The organism is Streptomyces sp. NPDC090445, from assembly GCF_044769385.1.
In the GTDB taxonomy this organism is placed as follows: domain Bacteria; phylum Actinomycetota; class Actinomycetes; order Streptomycetales; family Streptomycetaceae; genus Streptomyces.
On sequence record NZ_JBIVXV010000002.1, the window covers coordinates 20910 to 37384 of the forward strand.

The window sequence follows — 16475 nt, forward strand, 5'->3', positions numbered from 1 at the left end:
GCTGATGCGCTCATGGGTGTCTCCACCTCACGCCCCGGCAAGGGCATCGCACTGGTCACCGTCGACTTCCCGCCCGTCAACGCGCTGCCCGTCCGGGGCTGGTACGAGCTCGCCGACGCCGTGCGCGCGGCCGGCCGCGACCCGGACCACCGGTGCGTGGTGCTGGCCGCCGAGGGCCGCGGCTTCAACGCCGGGGTCGACATCAAGGAGATGCAGCGGGACCCGGGGCACGACCGCCTGATCGGCGCCAACCGGGGCTGCGCCGAGGCGTTCGCCGCCGTGTACGAGTGCGAGGTGCCGGTGGTCGCGGCCGTGCACGGGTTCTGTCTGGGCGGCGGCATCGGGCTCGTCGGCAACGCGGACGCGATCGTCGCCTCCGACGACGCCACGTTCGGCCTGCCCGAGCTCGACCGGGGGGCGCTCGGCGCGGCGACCCATCTGGCCCGGCTGGTCCCGCAGCACCTGATGCGCGCCCTGTACTACACCTCGCGCACCGCCACCGCGGCCGAGCTGCACGGGCACGGGTCGGTGTGGGAGGTGGTCCCGCGGGAGCGGCTGCGGGAGGCGGCGCTGGCGCTGGCGGCCGAGATCGCCCGGAAGGACGGGTACCTGATCCGGCTCGCGAAGGCGGCGATCAACGGCATCGACCCGGTGGACGTGCGCCGCAGCTACCGCTTCGAGCAGGGGTTCACCTTCGAGGCCAACCTCAGCGGGGTCGCCGACCGGGTCCGCGACACCTTCGGAAAGGCGGGAAGCACATGACGGCCGGCAGCAGCGGCAAGGTGATGTCGCCCGAGGAGGTCGTGGGGCGGCTGCGCAGCGGGATGACGCTCGGGATCGGCGGCTGGGGGTCGCGGCGCAAGCCCATGGCCCTGGTGCGGGCACTGCTCCGCTCCGGGATCACCGATCTGACCGTGGTCTCGTACGGCGGACCCGACGTCGGCCTGCTCGCGGCCGCCGGCCGGATCCGCCACCTCGTGGCCCCGTTCGCCACCCTCGACTCCATTCCGCTGGAGCCGCACTTCCGGGCCGCCCGCGAGAGCGGCGCCCTCACCCTGACCGAGCTCGACGAGGCCATGTTCATGTGGGGCCTGCACGCCGCCGCGAACCGGCTGCCGTTCCTGCCCGTGCGCGCCGGCCTCGGCTCCGACGTCATGCGGGTCAACCCGCACCTGCGGACCGTCACCTCGCCGTACGACGACGGCGAGGAGCTCGTCGCCGTGCCCGCCCTGCGGATGGACGCGGCGCTCGTCCACCTCAACCGCGCCGACCGGTTCGGCAACGGCCAGTACCTGGGTCCGGACCCGTACTTCGACGACCTGTTCTGCGAGGCGGCCGACACCGCGTACGTCTCCTGCGAGCGGCTCGTCGACACCGCCGACCTCGCGAAGGCCGGGCCGCCGCAGTCCCTGCTGGTCGGCCGGCACAGCGTCACCGGGGTCGTGGAGACCCCGAACGGCGCGCACTTCACCTCCTGCGTCCCCGACCACGGGCGCGACGAGGCCTTCCAGAAGCTGTACGCGGCCACCCCCTGGCCCGAGTTCGCCGCCCGCTTCCTGTCCGGGCCGGACGAGCAGGCGTACCAGAGCGCCGTCCGGGCCTGGCAGGAGGAGCAGCAATGACCACACCCGTACCCCCCTCCCCCGCACCCCCGTCCCCCGGGCCCGCCCCGAGTCGTGCCGAGTACTGCGTGATCGCCTGCGCCGAGGCGTGGCGCGGGGACGGGGAGGTGCTCGCGAGCCCGATGGGCCTGATCCCCTCGCTGGGGGCCCGCCTGGCGCGGCGGACCTTCTCCCCCGGCCTGCTGCTGACCGACGGGGAGGCCCTGCTGGTCGGGCCGGACGGGGAGGTCGAGGGCTGGCTGCCGTACCGCCGGCACCTCACGATGGTCACGGGCGGGCGGCGGCACGTGATGATGGGCGCGAGCCAGCTCGACCGGTTCGGCAACCAGAACATCTCCTGCATCGGCGACTGGGAGCGGCCGTCCCGCCAGCTCCTCGGGGTGCGGGGCGCGCCCGTGAACACCCTCAACAACCCGGTGAGCTACTGGGTGCCCCGGCATTCGCCGCGGGTGTTCGTCGAGCGGGTCGACATGGTCTGCGGCGTCGGGTACGACCGGGCGGCGGCGGCCGGGGTGACCCGCTTCCACCGGATCCCGCGGGTGGTCAGCGACCTCGGGGTGTTCGACTTCGCGACGCCCGACCGGTCGATGCGGCTGGCGTCCCTGCACCCGGGGGTGACCGTCGGGGAGGTCCGGGCGGCCACCGGGTTCGCCGTGGCCGTGCCCGAGGAGGTCCCGTACACGCGCGAGCCGACCGGGGAGGAGCTGCGGCTGATCCGCGGCGTCCTCGATCCCGCGGGCCTGCGCGAGCGGGAAGTGCGGGGCTGAGGGTCGTGGAGACGGCACTGACCGGGCTGGTCGGGGTGCGCCATCCGATCGTGCAGACGGGCATGGGCTGGGTGGCGGGGCCCCGGCTGGTGTCGGCGGCGGCGCGGGCGGGGGCGCTGGGCATCCTGGCGTCGGCGACGATGACGCCGGAGCAGCTGCGGGCGGCGGTGCGCGAGGTGAAGTCGCGTACGGACGCCCCGTTCGGGGTCAATCTGCGGGCGGACGCGGGGGATGCGGCCGAGCGGGTGCGGCTGATCGTCGAGGAGGGCGTACGGGTCGCGTCGTTCGCGCTCGCGCCGTCGAGGGAGCTCATCGCCCGGCTGAAGGACGCGGGCGTGGTGGTGATCCCGTCGGTCGGGGCGCGTCGGCACGCCGAGAAGGTCGCGGCCTGGGGCGCCGACGCGGTGATCGTGCAGGGCGGCGAGGGCGGCGGGCACACCGGGGAGGTGGCGACGACGGTGCTGCTGCCGCAGGTGGTCGACGCGGTGGACATCCCGGTGGTCGCGGCGGGCGGCTTCCGCGACGGCCGCGGCCTGGTCGCGGCGCTGTCGTACGGGGCGGCGGGCATCGCGATGGGCACCCGGTTCCTGCTGACGTCCGACTCGACGGTGCCGGATCCGGTCAAGGCCCGCTACCTGGCGGCCGGCGTCAAGGACATCACGGTCACGACGGCCGTCGACGGGATGCCGCACCGGATGCTGCGCACCGAGCTGGTCGCCGCCCTGGAGCGGTCGGGCCGGGCCGGTGCGCTGCTGCGGGCGGTGCGGCATGCGGCCGGGTTCCGGAGGCTGTCGGGCCTGTCCTGGTCGCGGATGGTGCGCGACGGGCTGGCGATGAAACACGGCAGGGACCTGTCCTGGAGCCAGGTGCTGCTCGCCGCGAACACCCCCATGCTCCTCAAGGCGTCCATGGTCGAGGGCCGTACGGACCTCGGCGTCATGGCATCGGGCCAGGTCGCCGGTGTGATCGAGGACCTGCCGTCGTGTGCGGAGCTCGTCGGCCGGGTCATGGCCGAGGCGGAGTCCGTGCTGGCCCGGCTGGAACAGCTGCACGTGTCCGGCGCTCTGCCGCCGGCAGGGTGATCCGTCCCCCTTCTGTGCCACAGGAGTCGACACCGATGAGCCGTGTCCGAACCCGCCCCGCGAACGCGAACGCGACCGCACCCGTGAACGCGGCCGTGGCCGTCGCCGCGGCGCTCGCCTGCGTCGCCGCCCTCACCGCGGCGTCCGCGCCCGCGGCCGGGTCCGCCAGGGCCTGGTCTACCGTTCCGACGCGCTGAACCGGCTGACCCCGGCGGACACGACCACGGTCTCGGGGCTGGGCCTGGCGCGGGTCGTGGACTTCCGCATCCCCCTGGAGGTCCGGTACGACGGCCCCGACCGGCTGCCCGCCGGCCCGACGCCGGTCTCCCGCCCGGTCAGCGACCTCGGCCTGTTCGCCACCCTCGCCGGCGTGATCGGCAGCGGCGACCCGGCCCGGCAGGAGGAGGTCCTCGGCGGCGGCCGCGCCGAGGCCGACATCCGGGACGTCTACCGCACGTTCGTGACGTCCCCGGAGAACCGGGCGCAGTTCGGGGCGACCCTGCGCGAGCTGGCGGAGGGCAGCGGGCCGCTGCTGTTCCACTGCACATCGGGCAAGGACCGGACGGGCTGGCTGGGCTACGTGCTGCTGCACACTCTGGCGAAACTCCGGTCCCGCCTGGTCCGCTGAGCGCCCCGAAGGGGCGCGGGGAACTGCGCGACCGGCCACGACGGGCCCGCAGGCGACCGCCGGCCCGTCACAGCGCCCCCCGCGGAGCGCTCGGCTCCCGGCCGGTCCGTCAGCGGCCGGCGGCAGGCCGGCCGGCCGCGGGCCGCCCGCCTCCGGAGCGGCGGCGCGCCGCGGCGCCGGCGCCGGTTCCGGTTCCGCCCGAGCGGGAGCCTCCGGAGCGGCCGCCGCCCTGGGCTGCCGTGCCGCTCTGGCCCGAGGCGTTACGGGCCCGGCGCGGCCGGCCCTCGCCCGTACCGGCTGCTGCGGCGGACGCGCCGACGGAACCCTGGGGGCCGCCCTGCTGCCCGCCGGCCTGGCCGCGGCCCTGGCCGCCGCGGCCGGAGCGGCGTCGGCCGCCGCCCGAACCGGAGCCCGAGCCGGAACCCGAACCGGATCCGGAGCGGCCGCCGCTGCGCGGCTTCGGCGGGGTGGGCTGCGGCACCTCCAGGACGACGGCGACGCCGGAGGGCGCCTGGGCGCCGGTCAGCCGGGCCAGTTCCTCGTCGGAGGACTTGATCTGGGCGGTGCGCGGGGAGATCCCGGCGTCCGACATCAGGCGGGACATGTCCCGCTTCTGGTCGGGCAGTACCAGCGTCACGACGCTGCCGGACTCGCCGGCGCGGGCGGTGCGGCCGCCGCGGTGCAGGTAGTCCTTGTGGTCGGTGGGCGGGTCCACGTTGACGACGAGGTCGAGGTCGTCGATGTGGATGCCGCGGGCGGCGACGTTGGTCGCGATCAGCGCGGTGACCTCGCCCGTCTTGAACCAGTCGAGGGTGCGGTTGCGCTGCGGCTGCGAGCGGCCGCCGTGCAGCCCGGAGGCGCGTACGCCCTCGGCGAGGAGCCGCTTGACCATGCGGTCGACGCCGCGCTTGGTGTCCACGAACATGATCACGCGGCCGTCGCGGGCGGCGATGCGGGTGGCCACGGCCCGCTTGTCGGTCTCGTCCATGACGTACAGGACGTGGTGCTCCATGGTGGTGACCGCGCCCGCCGACGGGTCGACGGAGTGGCCGACCGGGTCGTTCAGGAACATCTTGACGAGCTTGTCGATGTTCTTGTCGAGCGTGGCCGAGAACAGCAGCCGCTGGCCGTCGGGCTCGACGAGCTTCAGCAGGGCCGTGACCTGGGGCATGAAGCCCATGTCGGTCATCTGGTCGGCCTCGTCGAGGACGGTGATCGAGACCTGGTCGAGGACGGCGTCGCCGCGGTCTATGAGGTCCTTCAGGCGGCCGGGGGTGGCGACGAGCACCTCGGCGCCGCGGCGCAGGGCGCCGGCCTGCCGGTTGATGGACATGCCGCCGACGACGGTCGCGATGCGCAGGTTCAGCGCCGTGGCGTACGGGGTGAGGGCGTCGGTGACCTGCTGGGCGAGCTCGCGGGTCGGTACGAGGACCAGCGCGAGCGGCGCCTTCGGCTGGGCGCGGCGGCCGGCGGTGCGGGCGAGCAGGGCCAGGCCGAACGCGAGGGTCTTGCCGGAGCCGGTGCGGCCGCGGCCGAGCAGGTCGCGGCCGGCGAGGGAGTTCGGGAGGGTGGCGGCCTGGATGGGGAAGGGCTCGGTGACGCCCTGGGCGGCGAGGGTCTTCAGGAGCGCCTCGGGCAGGTCCATGTCCTCGAAGGCGGCGGCCGGCGGGAGTGCGGGCACGGCCGGCTCGGGCATGGTGAATTCCTGGGGCCGGGGGGCGGCGGGCGCAGACCTCTGCCGTTCCGCGCCAGTCTTCGGACGTCCCTGGGCCGCGCCTCGACTCCGCGCGGGGCGGCGGCTGGGACGTGCGGAGCTGGAGCTGATCATGCGGGAAAGCCCTCCTGAAACCGGCAGGTCGTACGAAGATCGAGACGGCACGCAAGCCGGGGCCCGCACCTCGCGGTGCGGACCCCGGCATGTGGTGTGCGTCAGGCAGGCAGGATGTTCTCGGCCTGCGGGCCCTTCTGGCCCTGGGTGACGTCGAAGGAAACGCGCTGGCCCTCGGTGAGCTCACGGTAGCCCTGGGTGGCGATGTTCGAGTAGTGGGCGAAGACGTCCGGGCCGCCGCCGTCCTGCTCGATGAAGCCGAAGCCCTTTTCCGAGTTGAACCACTTCACGGTGCCAAGTGCCATGTCGAATCTCCCTAGATCAGGCGAAGGGGCCCCATCCGGCGATTCCGGCGAGAAAACAATAAAAGCGCCTGCGGAACATTCCGTCAGGCGCACATAAAGTTCATGGGTACCACAACTGCGACGCCACCAAACTAGCACACATCTCGGGGGTCCCGACAGGAGCCGGGAGCGGACCCCCGGCTCCGCCCGTCACAGGCGCTCGATGACGGTGACGTTGGCCTGGCCTCCGCCCTCGCACATCGTCTGGAGGCCGTAGCGGCCGCCGGTGCGCTCCAGTTCGTGCAGGAGCGTGGTCATCAGCTTCACGCCGGTCGCGCCGAGCGGGTGGCCGAGGGCGATCGCGCCGCCGTTGGCGTTGACCCGCTCGGGGTCGGCGCCGGTCTCCTTCAGCCAGGCCAGGACGACGGGGGCGAAGGCCTCGTTGATCTCCACCAGGTCGATGTCGTCGAGGGACAGGCCCGTCTTCTTCAGGGCGTGGGCGGTGGCGGGGATCGGCGCGGACAGCATGCGGATGGGGTCCTCGCCGCGGACCGACAGGTGGTGGATGCGGGCCCGGGGGCGCAGGCCGTGTTCGGCGACGGCCCGCTCGGAGGCGATCAGCAGGGCCGCGGCCCCGTCGGAGACCTGGGAGGAGACGGCCGCGGTGATCGTGCCGCCGTCCACGACCGGCTTCAGCCCGGCCATCTTCTCCAGGCTGGTGTTCCTGCGGGGCCCCTCGTCGTGCACGACGGCCCCGTACGGGACGGTCTCGCGGTCGAAGCGGCCCTCGTCGATCGCGCGGACCGCCCGCCGGTGGGAGCGGAGGGCGAACTCCTCCATGTCCCGGCGGGATATCCCCCACTTCCGGGCGATCAGCTCGGCGCCGTGGAACTGGTTGACGGGCGCGTCGCCGTAGCGGGCCCGCCAGCCGGTGCTGCCCGCGTACGGGCCCTCGGTCAGGCCGAGGGGCTCGGCGGCCTGCCGCGAGGCGAAGGCGATCGGGATCATCGACATGTTCTGGGTGCCGCCGGCGACCACCAGGTCCTGGGTGCCGGACAGGACGCCCTGGGCCGCGAAGTGGATCGCCTGCTGCGAGGAGCCGCACTGGCGGTCCACGGTGACGCCCGGCACCTCCTGGGGCAGTCCGGCCGCGAGCCAGGCCGTCCGGGCGATGTCGCCGGCCTGCGGGCCGACCGTGTCGAGGCAGCCGAAGACCACGTCGTCCACGGCGGCCGGGTCGATGCCGGTGCGCTCGACGAGGGCGGTGAGGACGTGCGCGCCCAGGTCGGCCGGGTGGGCCGCGCTGAGCCCTCCCCCGCGCCGCCCCACGGGGGTGCGTACGGCGTCGACGATGTAGGCCTCGGGCATGGCGGCTCCTCCGGTCGTGGCCCGCGCGGGTCGCGGGTCAGCTGCGCAGGGAGATCCCGTCCAGGACCATCGACAGGTACTGGCGGGCGATCTCCTCGGGGCTGTGCTGTCCTCCCGGCCGGTACCAGGACGCCGCCACCCACACCGTGTCGCGGACGAAGCGGTAGGTGAGGCGGATGTCGAGGTCGGCCCGGAAGACCCGGGCGGCGACCCCGCGTTCCAGCGTACCCAGCCAGGCCTTCTCGAACTTGGCCTGCGATGCGGCGAGGTAGTGGAAGCGGGGCTGGTCGGTGAGGTGGCGCGCCTCCTTCTGGTAGATCGCGACGGCGGCGCGGTGCCGGTCGATCTCGCGGAAGGACTCGGTGACGAGGGCCTCGATGGTCTCCCGGGGGCCGAGCCCGGCGGCGAGGACGGCGTCGTAGCCCTCCCACAGCTCGTTCAGGAAGGTGGAGAGGATCTCGTCGAGCATCGATTCCTTGGAATCGAAGTGGTAGTAGAGGCTGCCGGCGAGCATGCCGGCGGCGTCGGCGATCTTGCGGACGGTGGTGGCGTTGTAGCCCTGGGCGGCGAACACCTCGGCGGCGGTGTCGAGGAGTTCGCGGCGGCGCTCGGGGCTGGCGGCCGCCTGGGTCTTCTTCTTGTTCGTCGTCTCGTTCGTTGGCACGCGCCCATTCTGTGCGGTACGCGCCCCGGAGGGGCGCGGGGAACTGCGCGACCGGCCCCCACCGGCCCGCGGTGTCACGACCGGACGGCCGGCGGAGCGTTCAGGCCCGCTGGCTGCTGACCGACACGGTCTCGCCGGTCATGTACGAGGAGTAGCCGCTGGCGAGGAAGACGATGACGTTGGCGACCTCCCAGGGCTCGGCGTACCGGCCGAAGGCCTCGCGGGCGGTCAGCTCGCGCAGCAGTTCCTCGCTGGTGACCTTCGCCAGGTGCGGGTGCATGGCCAGGCTGGGGGCGACCGCGTTGACCCGTACGCCGAACGCGGCCGCCTCCAGGGCCGCGCAGCGGGTCAGGGCCATCACCCCGGCCTTGGCGGCGGCGTAGTGGGCCTGCCCGGCCTGGGCGCGCCAGCCGATGACGGAGGCGTTGTTGACGATGGTGCCGCGGCCGTGCGGGGGCGGTGCGGGCCGGGCGCGGGCGGCGGCCCGGAAGGAGCGCAGGGCCGCGCGGGTGCAGCGGAAGGTGCCGCCCAGGGTGACGTCGAGGACCTTGTCCCACTGGTCGTCGGTCATGTCGACGAGGGCGGCGGTGCCGCCGAGGCCGGCGTTGTTGACGACGATGTCGAGGCGGCCGTGGGTGCGTTCGGCGTGCGCGAAGAGGGCCTGGACCTGGGCCTCGTCGGTGACGTCGCAGGGCAGGGAGGTGACGCGGTCCGGTCCGAACTCGGCGGCGAGCGCCTCCTCGGTCTCCTTCAGGCGGCGGGCGTGGGCGTCGCCGAGGACGACGCGGGCGCCTTCCTGGAGGAAGCGGCGGGCGGTGGCCCCGCCGATGCCGGCTCCGGCGGCGGCGGTGATGACGGCGCTGCGGCCGTCGAGCAGCCCGTGCCCGGGAACGGGAACGGGAGCGGGAACGGGAACGGGCTCCGGTGGTGGGGGCGGTGGGGGCGGTGCGGGGGTGTTCACGTCGGTGCCTCCTCGGCGCCTGCGCCTGCGGCGGGGTCCGCGTCCGTACGGCCGCCGGCCGCGGCTGCGGTGGCGGCGCCCTCGACTCCGGTCACGCCCGCACGTTAACCTACCAAACACTTGTTAGGGAAGCGGGGAGGCGAGCGCCTGATGGACCTGACCCATCCGCCGGAGGTGGAGGCCTTCCGGGCCGAGGCCCGGGACTGGCTCGCCCGCCACGTCCCAGCCTCCCCGCTGCCCTCCCTGGAGACCGGGGAGGGCTTCGCCGCCCACCGCGCCTGGGAGGCGGAACTGCACGCGGGCCGCTGGTCGGCGGTGTCCTGGCCCGAGGAGTACGGGGGCCGGGGCGCGGACCTCGAACGGTGGCTGGTCTTCGAGGAGGAGTACTGGGCCGGGGGCGCGCCCGGCCGGGTCTCGCAGAACGGCATCAGCCTGCTCGCGCCGACCCTCTTCGCCCACGCGACGCCCGAGCAGCGGGCGCGGGTGCTGCCGCCCATGGCGAGCGGCGAGGTGGTGTGGGCGCAGGCCTGGTCGGAGCCGGAGGCGGGCTCCGACCTGGCCTCGCTGAAGTCCCGGGCGGTGCGCACGGACGGCGGCTGGCTGCTGTACGGGCAGAAGACCTGGTCCTCGCGGGCGGCGTTCGCGGACCGCGCCTTCGGGATCTTCCGCACCGGTCCGGCGGCGGCGCAGGACCGGCCGCACCGGGGGCTGACGTACCTGATGTTCGACCTGCGGGCGCCGGGGGTGACGGTGCGGCCCATCGGCCGCCTGGACGGCAAGCCGGCCTTCGCGGAGCTCTTCCTGGACGGGGTGTTCGTACCCGACGAGGACGTGATCGGCGAGCCCGGGCAGGGCTGGCGGATCGCGATGTCGACGACGGGCAACGAGCGGGGACTCACGCTGCGCTCGCCCGGCCGGTACCTGGCGGCGGCCGGGCGGCTGCTCGCGCTGTGGCGGGCGGCCGGGGACCCGGCGGACACGGCGCTGCGCGACCGGGTGGCGGACGCGCTGGTCGGGGCGCGCGCGTACGAGCTGTTCACCTGGGCCGGGGCGGCGCGGCTGGCGGAGGGCGGGCGGATCGGGGCCGAGTCCAGCCTGAACAAGGTCTTCTGGTCGACGTACGACATCGCGCTGCACGAGACGGCGCTGGACCTGCTGGGCGCGGACGCGGAGCTGGCGGACGGGGAGTGGGCCGAGCCGTGGCTGTTCTCGCTGGCCGGCCCGATCTACGCGGGCACCAACGAGATCCAGCGCGACATCATCGCCGAGCGGCTGCTCGGCCTTCCGAAGGGCCGCCGCTGATGCGTTTCCTGCCGACGGAGGAGCAGGCGGACTTCGCCCGGGCGCTGCGCGGGCTGCTGGCCGGGGCGGACGTCCCGGCCGCGGTACGGGCCCGGGCGGCCGGGGACCTCGCGCCGGGCCGGGCGCTGTGGGGGCGGCTGGCCGGGGCGGGGCTGTTCGCGCCGGCCGTGCCGGAGGCGTACGGCGGGGCCGGGCTGCTGCCGGTGGAGCTGACGGTGGCCCTGGTGGAGGTGGGGCGGGCGGGGGTGCCTGGGCCGGTGGTGGAGACGGCCGCGGCCGCGGTGCTGCTGGCGCGGCTGGGGGACGAGGCGGTGGCGAAGCGGTTCCTGCCGGGGCTGGCGGCGGGCGAGGCGGCGGCGACGCTGGTGCTGCCGGGCGGGAGTCCGTACGCGCCGGACGCGGACGCGGCCGCGTACTGCTTCACGGTGTCGGAGGCCGGCGAACTCCGCGCCGGCCCGGGCGGGGCGGGCGGGGCACCGGGCCGGGCGGGCGGGGCGCCGCTGCTGCGGTCGGCGGACCCGGCGCGCCGGCTGTCCCTCCCGCCGGCCGGGGGCGAGCTCCTCGCCGCCGGCCCGCACGTCACGGCCGCGGCCCGGGAGGCGGCCGGCTGGGCGCGGCTGCTGACGGCCGCCCAGTGCCTCGGCGTGGGCGGGGAACTGCTGGCCCGCACGGTGGAGTACGCCCGGCAGCGCACCCAGTTCGGCATGCCGATCGGGGGCTTCCAGGCGGTCAAGCACCGGCTGGCGGACACGCTCCTGGCCCTGGAGTTCGCCCGGCCGCTGCTGTGGGCGGCGGCCCTGTCCCTCGCCCCCGGCGAGGTCGCGGCGGCGAAGCTCGCGGCGGGCGAGGCGGCGTACGGGGCGGCCCTGACGGCGCTGCAGGTGCACGGCGCGGTCGGCTACACCGAGGAACTGGACCTGTCGCTGTGGCTGCGCAAGGCCCGCCCGCTGCGGGACGCCTGGGGCAGCCCGCGGGCCTGCCGGGCGGCGGTCGTGGCGGAGGCGGCCGCGGCGGAGGCGGCCGGTCAGGCGGGCAGGTTCAGCTGCCAGGAGACGCCGAAGCGGTCGTTGACCCAGCCGAAGCGGGCGCTGAAGCCGTAGTCGCCGACGGGCATCAGCTCGGCGCCCTGCTCGGCGAGGGCCGCGTAGAGGCGGTCGAGTTCGGCCTCGGAGTCGCACTGGACGAAGAGGGAGACCGCCGGGGTGAAGCCGAACTCGTGCTTGACGTAGCTGTCGATGCACATGAACCGCTGCCCGGCGAGCGAGAACGTGGCGTGCTGCACGCTGCCCTCCGGGCCGGGCCCCTCGGCGCCGTAGCGGGTGACGTCGATGACCTCGGCGTCGTCGAACAGGGCGGTGTAGAAGGCCATCGCCTCCTCCGCCCTGCCCTCGAACATCAGGAACGTGGTGATCTTCTGGGGTGCCGAGGCCATCGTCGCGTCTGCCTTCCCGGAGCGGGTGGGAGCCTTCCGGGGCCGAGGTTAGGGCACACCCGTGACACCGGCCCGGCGGCTCACGGGCACCCCGCCCGCCCTCCGGGTCAGAGTCCGGCGCAGGGCGGCAGCGGCTCCGGCGGCGCGCCCGCGGGCTCGTTCATCCGTACGCGCCAGCCGTCCTCGCCGCCGATGCCGTCGCGCCGGACGTGGAGGACCTTGGCCTGGCCCGTGCCGGGGAAGCGCAGCACCACCCCCTGGTGGACCTCGCCGGGTTCGCAGAAAACCGCCGTGGCCTTCCCCCCGGCCCCCTTGCGGAACTCGGCGATCCAGCGACGGGCCGTACCCGCCCGCTCCTGCGGCGGGGCATCGCTGCCGGCGAGTTCCTCCAGCCGGTCCGGCTCGCCGTCCGCGATCCGCCAGACGACCTGCTGGACGAGGCGCAGCGACCCGTCGGTCGGGTACCCCTGCACCAGCAGCGGCTCGTGGCGGTCGAAGTCCTCGGCGTAGCGGACGTCGGCCTCGGCGGCGCCTCCGAACGGCACGCATGCGACCAGCCCGGCGCAGCACAGCACCGGCAGGACGGCGGCCCGCACGGCACGGGCGGTCAGCGGTATCGGTCTCATACGAGGGCCAGGCGGAGAGTGGTGACGTAGCGCTCCTCGACCGTGCCGTCCGGGAAGAGCGGGGCCAGCAGGGCCCGTTCGGCGTCCACGAACTCCCGGGTGCGGTCGGCGCCGACGACGAGGAACGCGGAGTGGCTGGCGAGGTTGGCGAGGTGCGCTTCGAGGGGGATCCGGCGCGCCCACGGCACCGCGCGGGTGGTGAAGGCGAGCTCGGCGGGCAGCGCCCGGGGCAGGGCCACGTCGGCGTGGAAGAAGGCGCGGATCCGGGCCTCCTGCCCGGCGATCCAGTCGACGGAGGTGTCCGCGTCGTTCCACCACAGCGCGAGCGCGCCGCCGGGGCGGAGCACGCGCCGGGCCTCGGGAACGGCGCGGGCGGGGTCGGTCCAGTGCCAGGCCTGGGCGTAGGCGAGCAGGTCGAACGCGGAGCCGGCGAGCGGCAGGCGGTTGCCGTCGCCGCGGACGAGCGGGATGTGCGGGTGGGCCCGCCGGAACTCGGCGGCCATGCCGCCGCCCGGCTCTACGGCGACGACGCGGGCGCCGCGGGCGTGCAGCAGGGCGGTGGCGATACCGGTCCCGGCGCCGACGTCGGCCACCCGGGCTCCGCGCAGCGGGCGCCCGGCGAGTTCCTCGACGGCGTCGAAGAGCCCGTCCGGATAGCCGGGCCGGTGCGCGGCGTACAGCGGGGCGGCCCTGTCGAAGGACCGGGCCCGCAGTTCCGCGCGGGGCCCGGCACCGGGTGCGGGCTCGGCCGGGGACCCGGATGCGGGCTCGTGCACGGGTGGGGGTGTGGGCTCGGGCGGGGGTGTGGGCGTCATGCGGGCATTGTTTTCGATCTACCGGCCGCTCTGCCAGCGGCGGCCCGGCCGGATCGCCCTCAGGCGCGCCGCCGCCGCGGGCGCGGGCGTGGCCGCCGCGCGTACCGGGCCACGGTGGCCGTCTGGACGACGAGCAGCACCGCGGCCCCCAGCCCGGCCGCCGTCGCCCGCGGGTCCGGCAGCCCCCACGCCCGGACGGCGAGTTCGACGACGCCGACGGCGGCGAGCGCGACCGCGAAGCGCGGGGTGAACTCGGCGTCGGTGCCGTGCAGGACGCCCGAGCCGACGACGAAGACGGCCAGCAGGACCGGAACCCACGGCACCGGCCCACGCAGCAGCACGGCGCCGCACTCCACCACCAGGAGGAGCAGGTTGCGCAGCAGTATCGACATGCACACATCATGCCCGCGGCCACCTCACGGACACGAGCACCGGCACGAGTACGGGCAACGGGCACGGGCCGGCACGGGCACGAGCACCGGCACGGCACCGGCCAGCACGGCACGGGCCGGGCCGGGCCGGGCGGGCACGAGCACGACCGCGGCCACGCGTACGGCCGCGGCCACGCGTGCAGGTATGCGCCCCGGCACCGAGACCGGCACCGGGGTGCCTGCGCCCTGCCGTACCCTCGGCCCATGACGGCCAGCGCGATCGACCTCCGCAAGATCGAACAGACCGCTCCGGCCCTGGTGAGCCTCTACAAGACCGCCGGGACCGCACTGCGCGAGCACGGGCTGGAGGGCGGCCGCGCCTCGGTGTACCTGGTTCTCGACCACTCGGGGTCGATGCGCCCGTACTACCGGGACGGCACCGTGCAGGCGCTCGCGGACCGGGTGCTCGGCCTGTCGGCGCACCTGGACGACGACGGGCGCGTCCCGGTGGTGTTCTTCTCCACCGACGTCGACGCGGTCGAGGAGATACCGCTCGCCGGGCACGCCGGGCGCGTCGCCGAGATCGCCTCCCGCCTCGGCCACATGGGCAAGACCTCGTACCACGCGGCGATGGACGCGGTCATCGACCACTACCTGGACTCGGGATCGGCCGCACCCGCCCTGGTCGTCTTCCAGACCGACGGCGGCCCGGTCAGCCGGCTCGCCGCGGAGAAGTACCTGTGCAAGGCGGCCAGGATGCCGCTCTTCTGGCAGTTCGTCGGCTTCGGCGACACCCGCAGCAAGCAGTTCGACTTCCTGCGCCGCCTCGACGAACTGCCCGTGCCGTCCCGTCGGGTCGTCGACAACGCGGGCTACTTCCACGCGGGCCCCGACCCCCGCGCGATGCCGGACCGGGAGCTGTACGACCGGCTGGTCGGGGAGTTCCCGGCCTGGCTGGCGGCGGCCCGGGCGGCGGGCATCGTGCGCGCCTGAGCGGCGGCCGCCGCCGTGCGCGCTTTGATGGACGTTTGACATCCTCCCCTCCCTGAAGGGAGGGGATTCCTACGGCTCGCGCCGTGGGTTTTCCTGCTTCGCCGCCGACTGCCCGCCCGGAGTTCTCCGTTGAGGTCTTACACCAGCTCCACAGGCCGTCACCGCCAGTCCGGCGGCCAGAAGGTTCTTCGCCGCGTTCACGTCCCGGTCGTGGGTCGCACCGCAGCCGCACGTCCAGGTACGGACGTGCAGGGGTATCTTCTCCTGGAGAGTGCCGCAGTTCGAGCACAGTTTGGAGGAGGGGAAGAAGCGGTCCACGACCACGACGTCCCGCCCGTACCAGGCGGCCTTGTACTCCAGGAGGCTGCGGAACTCCGCCCATGCCGCGTCACTGATGGCGCGGGCCAGAGAGTGGTTCTTGACCATGTTGCGCACGGCCAGGTCCCCGATCACGAGCGTTTGGTTTTCACGCACGAGTCGGGTGGTCAGCTTGTGCAGGTGGTCCCGGCGACGGTCGGTGATCCGGGCGTGGATCTTGGCGACCTTGATGCGGGCCTTGCGCCGGTTGGCGCCGTCGCCCTTGGCCTTCTTCGCCAGGACCCGCTGGGCTTTGGCGAGGCGGGCGCGGTCGCGGCGTTCGTGCCGGGGGTTGGTGATCTTCTCTCCGGTGGAGAGGGTCAGCAGGTGGTCCAGGCCGACGTCGATGCCGACCGCGTTCCGGTTGGCGGGGAGCGGCCTGAGGGACGCATCGTCGCACGGCATGGAAATGAACCAGCGGCCCGCGCTGTCCCGGGACACGGTTACGGTAGTCGGCTCGATGCCCTCGGGCAGGGGCCGGGACCAGACGATGTCCAGCGGCTGCGCCATCTTCGCCAGGGTGATCCTCCCGTTTCGGTACTTGAACGCGGAGCGAGCGCCAGGTTGTAGACCTTCCGCACACACCCGAACGTGCGCGACAGCTCGGCTGCCTGCGCATCGGTCGGATAGAAGCGGTATTTGAACCCCCGCTTCACGTCGGTCGTGGTCACGCCTCACAAGGAACAATCTCGGGCCAGAGCACTACGATCCGCCCCGGCGGCGAACCCCAGCTCGCCGCCCCGCTCCGCAGGGGTTTCGTTTCCTCCCCGGCTGAAGCCGGGGGCATCCACGAAAGGATCCAGATGACGACGAACAACTGGGCAGCGTTCGAAAAACAGGAACCGGAATTCGCGGCCACCGTCCGGGCCCGCTTCGCGCAGTACCCCCACCACGTCCTCGGCACCCTCCGCAAGGACGGCTCCCCGCGGCTGACCGGTATGAACGTCGACATCCGCGGCGGGGAGCTGTGGCTCGGCATGATGCAGGGCTCCATGAAGGCCCGCGACCTCCAGCGCGACCCGCGCTTCGCCCTGCACAGCAATCCGGGCGAGGACGAGGCCATGCCCGACGGGGACGTACGGATCTCCGGGCGGGCGATCGAGCAGGTGGACCCGCCCGAGCTGCACCGGTACGCGGAGGAGACGCAGACCCCGCACCCGTTCCACCTGTTCCACGCCGACCTGACGGAGGTCGTCCACGTCGGCGTCGACGGCGACGAGCTGGTGATCCGCACCTGGACCCCGCAGCACGGGCTCCACACCCTCCGCCGGGGCAACGACGACGAACCGCCGCGCGAGGAACCGGCGTAGGAGACGCACGGGGCGGGTGGTGCGCACCCCCACGGCGCACCACCTGCCCGTGCCTCCCCGAACCG

The 16475-nt window shown here is 74.4% G+C and carries 19 protein-coding genes and 1 pseudogene; 10 read left to right on the plus strand and 10 right to left on the minus strand.

Annotated features, from left to right (window positions below):
- Positions 1-12: 12 nt before the first annotated feature.
- Genes ACIQUT_RS04785 through ACIQUT_RS04810 form a run of 6 tightly spaced genes read left to right on the plus strand, consistent with a single transcriptional unit; the run spans position 13 to position 4099 of the window.
- Positions 13-762 carry an enoyl-CoA hydratase family protein gene (locus ACIQUT_RS04785; RefSeq protein ID WP_403559411.1) on the plus strand — a complete coding sequence of 250 codons (750 nt, stop codon included), beginning with the start codon at positions 13-15 and terminating at the stop codon, positions 760-762.
- Positions 759-1622, plus strand: coding sequence for a CoA transferase subunit A (locus ACIQUT_RS04790; protein WP_403559414.1), 864 nt, complete (start codon positions 759-761; stop codon positions 1620-1622). Before ACIQUT_RS04785 ends, ACIQUT_RS04790 begins: the two co-directional genes overlap by 4 nt.
- A complete protein-coding gene (locus ACIQUT_RS04795) occupies positions 1619-2389 on the plus strand; it encodes a CoA-transferase subunit beta (protein WP_403559415.1) in 771 nt (256 codons plus the stop codon). Before ACIQUT_RS04790 ends, ACIQUT_RS04795 begins: the two co-directional genes overlap by 4 nt.
- 5 nt (positions 2390-2394) lie before the next feature.
- A complete protein-coding gene (locus ACIQUT_RS04800; protein ID WP_403559417.1) occupies positions 2395-3471 on the plus strand; it encodes an NAD(P)H-dependent flavin oxidoreductase in 1077 nt (358 codons plus the stop codon).
- A gap of 35 nt (positions 3472-3506) precedes the next feature.
- On the plus strand, positions 3507-3668 hold the full coding sequence (locus tag ACIQUT_RS04805) for a hypothetical protein (protein ID WP_403560652.1): 162 nt from the start codon (positions 3507-3509) through the stop codon (positions 3666-3668).
- 5 nt (positions 3669-3673) lie between these two features.
- On the plus strand, positions 3674-4099 hold the full coding sequence (locus ACIQUT_RS04810; RefSeq protein ID WP_403560573.1) for a tyrosine-protein phosphatase: 426 nt from the start codon (positions 3674-3676) through the stop codon (positions 4097-4099).
- 109 nt (positions 4100-4208) lie between these two features.
- Here ACIQUT_RS04810 and ACIQUT_RS04815 read toward each other — a convergent pair whose 3' ends face one another.
- From ACIQUT_RS04815 to ACIQUT_RS04835, 5 genes are all read right to left on the minus strand, one after another.
- Complete coding sequence (locus tag ACIQUT_RS04815) at positions 4209-5927, minus strand: DEAD/DEAH box helicase (protein ID WP_403559420.1); 1719 nt, start codon at positions 5925-5927, stop codon at positions 4209-4211.
- A 101-nt stretch (positions 5928-6028) separates the two neighbouring features.
- Entirely contained in the window at positions 6029-6232 is a 204-nt protein-coding gene (locus ACIQUT_RS04820) for a cold-shock protein (RefSeq protein WP_179176509.1), read from the minus strand.
- A 189-nt stretch (positions 6233-6421) separates the two neighbouring features.
- Entirely contained in the window at positions 6422-7579 is a 1158-nt protein-coding gene (locus ACIQUT_RS04825) for an acetyl-CoA C-acetyltransferase (protein WP_403559423.1), read from the minus strand.
- Between the two features lie 37 nt (positions 7580-7616).
- Positions 7617-8243 (minus strand): TetR/AcrR family transcriptional regulator, encoded by a 627-nt coding sequence (locus ACIQUT_RS04830; RefSeq protein WP_403559426.1) that lies wholly within the window; start codon positions 8241-8243, stop codon positions 7617-7619.
- Positions 8244-8343: 100 nt separating this feature from the next.
- Positions 8344-9204 carry an SDR family oxidoreductase gene (locus tag ACIQUT_RS04835; protein WP_403559428.1) on the minus strand — a complete coding sequence of 287 codons (861 nt, stop codon included), beginning with the start codon at positions 9202-9204 and terminating at the stop codon, positions 8344-8346.
- Between the two features lie 150 nt (positions 9205-9354).
- Here ACIQUT_RS04835 and ACIQUT_RS04840 point away from each other — a divergent pair, with 150 nt between their 5' ends.
- On the plus strand, positions 9355-10506 hold the full coding sequence (locus ACIQUT_RS04840) for an acyl-CoA dehydrogenase family protein (protein WP_403559431.1): 1152 nt from the start codon (positions 9355-9357) through the stop codon (positions 10504-10506).
- Entirely contained in the window at positions 10506-11606 is a 1101-nt protein-coding gene (locus ACIQUT_RS04845) for an acyl-CoA dehydrogenase family protein (protein ID WP_403559434.1), read from the plus strand. Before ACIQUT_RS04840 ends, ACIQUT_RS04845 begins: the two co-directional genes overlap by 1 nt.
- Here the strand turns inward: ACIQUT_RS04845 and ACIQUT_RS04850 are convergent.
- From ACIQUT_RS04850 to ACIQUT_RS04865, 4 genes are all read right to left on the minus strand, one after another.
- Entirely contained in the window at positions 11531-11938 is a 408-nt protein-coding gene (locus ACIQUT_RS04850) for a VOC family protein (RefSeq protein ID WP_403559436.1), read from the minus strand. The two genes, ACIQUT_RS04845 and ACIQUT_RS04850, sit on opposite strands and share 76 nt — an antisense overlap.
- Before the next feature lie 107 nt (positions 11939-12045).
- Positions 12046-12564, minus strand: a complete 519-nt coding sequence (locus tag ACIQUT_RS04855; protein WP_403559439.1) for a hypothetical protein — start codon at positions 12562-12564, stop codon at positions 12046-12048.
- Positions 12561-13379, minus strand: a complete 819-nt coding sequence (locus tag ACIQUT_RS04860) for a class I SAM-dependent methyltransferase (RefSeq protein WP_403559442.1) — start codon at positions 13377-13379, stop codon at positions 12561-12563. Before ACIQUT_RS04860 ends, ACIQUT_RS04855 begins: the two co-directional genes overlap by 4 nt.
- 59 nt (positions 13380-13438) lie before the next feature.
- On the minus strand, positions 13439-13771 hold the full coding sequence (locus ACIQUT_RS04865; protein ID WP_403559445.1) for a hypothetical protein: 333 nt from the start codon (positions 13769-13771) through the stop codon (positions 13439-13441).
- A 243-nt stretch (positions 13772-14014) separates the two neighbouring features.
- Here ACIQUT_RS04865 and ACIQUT_RS04870 point away from each other — a divergent pair, with 243 nt between their 5' ends.
- Positions 14015-14743, plus strand: a complete 729-nt coding sequence (locus ACIQUT_RS04870; protein ID WP_403559448.1) for a VWA domain-containing protein — start codon at positions 14015-14017, stop codon at positions 14741-14743.
- 69 nt (positions 14744-14812) lie between these two features.
- Here the strand turns inward: ACIQUT_RS04870 and ACIQUT_RS04875 are convergent.
- A pseudogene (locus ACIQUT_RS04875) lies at positions 14813-15771 on the minus strand (RNA-guided endonuclease InsQ/TnpB family protein).
- A 132-nt stretch (positions 15772-15903) separates the two neighbouring features.
- Between ACIQUT_RS04875 and ACIQUT_RS04880 the strand changes: the two are divergent.
- Positions 15904-16410, plus strand: a complete 507-nt coding sequence (locus ACIQUT_RS04880) for a pyridoxamine 5'-phosphate oxidase family protein (RefSeq protein ID WP_403559450.1) — start codon at positions 15904-15906, stop codon at positions 16408-16410.
- Positions 16411-16475: the final 65 nt, after the last annotated feature.

What these genes read in the sequence shown, in the direction of transcription:
- ACIQUT_RS04870 (WP_403559448.1), top strand. Translation starts at nt 14,015, where the DNA reads ATGACGGCCAGCGCGATCGACCTCCGCAAGATCGAACAGACCGCTCCG.
- ACIQUT_RS04860 (WP_403559442.1), bottom strand. Translation starts at nt 13,379, where the DNA reads ATGACGCCCACACCCCCGCCCGAGCCCACACCCCCACCCGTGCACGAG.
- ACIQUT_RS04785 (WP_403559411.1), top strand. Translation starts at nt 13, where the DNA reads ATGGGTGTCTCCACCTCACGCCCCGGCAAGGGCATCGCACTGGTCACC.
- ACIQUT_RS04850 (WP_403559436.1), bottom strand. Translation starts at nt 11,938, where the DNA reads ATGGCCTCGGCACCCCAGAAGATCACCACGTTCCTGATGTTCGAGGGC.
- ACIQUT_RS04795 (WP_403559415.1), top strand. Translation starts at nt 1,619, where the DNA reads ATGACCACACCCGTACCCCCCTCCCCCGCACCCCCGTCCCCCGGGCCC.
- ACIQUT_RS04880 (WP_403559450.1), top strand. Translation starts at nt 15,904, where the DNA reads ATGACGACGAACAACTGGGCAGCGTTCGAAAAACAGGAACCGGAATTC.
- ACIQUT_RS04840 (WP_403559431.1), top strand. Translation starts at nt 9,355, where the DNA reads ATGGACCTGACCCATCCGCCGGAGGTGGAGGCCTTCCGGGCCGAGGCC.
- ACIQUT_RS04855 (WP_403559439.1), bottom strand. Translation starts at nt 12,564, where the DNA reads ATGAGACCGATACCGCTGACCGCCCGTGCCGTGCGGGCCGCCGTCCTG.
- ACIQUT_RS04820 (WP_179176509.1), bottom strand. Translation starts at nt 6,232, where the DNA reads ATGGCACTTGGCACCGTGAAGTGGTTCAACTCGGAAAAGGGCTTCGGC.
- ACIQUT_RS04865 (WP_403559445.1), bottom strand. Translation starts at nt 13,771, where the DNA reads ATGTCGATACTGCTGCGCAACCTGCTCCTCCTGGTGGTGGAGTGCGGC.
- ACIQUT_RS04815 (WP_403559420.1), bottom strand. Translation starts at nt 5,927, where the DNA reads ATGATCAGCTCCAGCTCCGCACGTCCCAGCCGCCGCCCCGCGCGGAGT.
- ACIQUT_RS04825 (WP_403559423.1), bottom strand. Translation starts at nt 7,579, where the DNA reads ATGCCCGAGGCCTACATCGTCGACGCCGTACGCACCCCCGTGGGGCGG.
- ACIQUT_RS04845 (WP_403559434.1), top strand. Translation starts at nt 10,506, where the DNA reads ATGCGTTTCCTGCCGACGGAGGAGCAGGCGGACTTCGCCCGGGCGCTG.
- ACIQUT_RS04790 (WP_403559414.1), top strand. Translation starts at nt 759, where the DNA reads ATGACGGCCGGCAGCAGCGGCAAGGTGATGTCGCCCGAGGAGGTCGTG.
- ACIQUT_RS04805 (WP_403560652.1), top strand. Translation starts at nt 3,507, where the DNA reads ATGAGCCGTGTCCGAACCCGCCCCGCGAACGCGAACGCGACCGCACCC.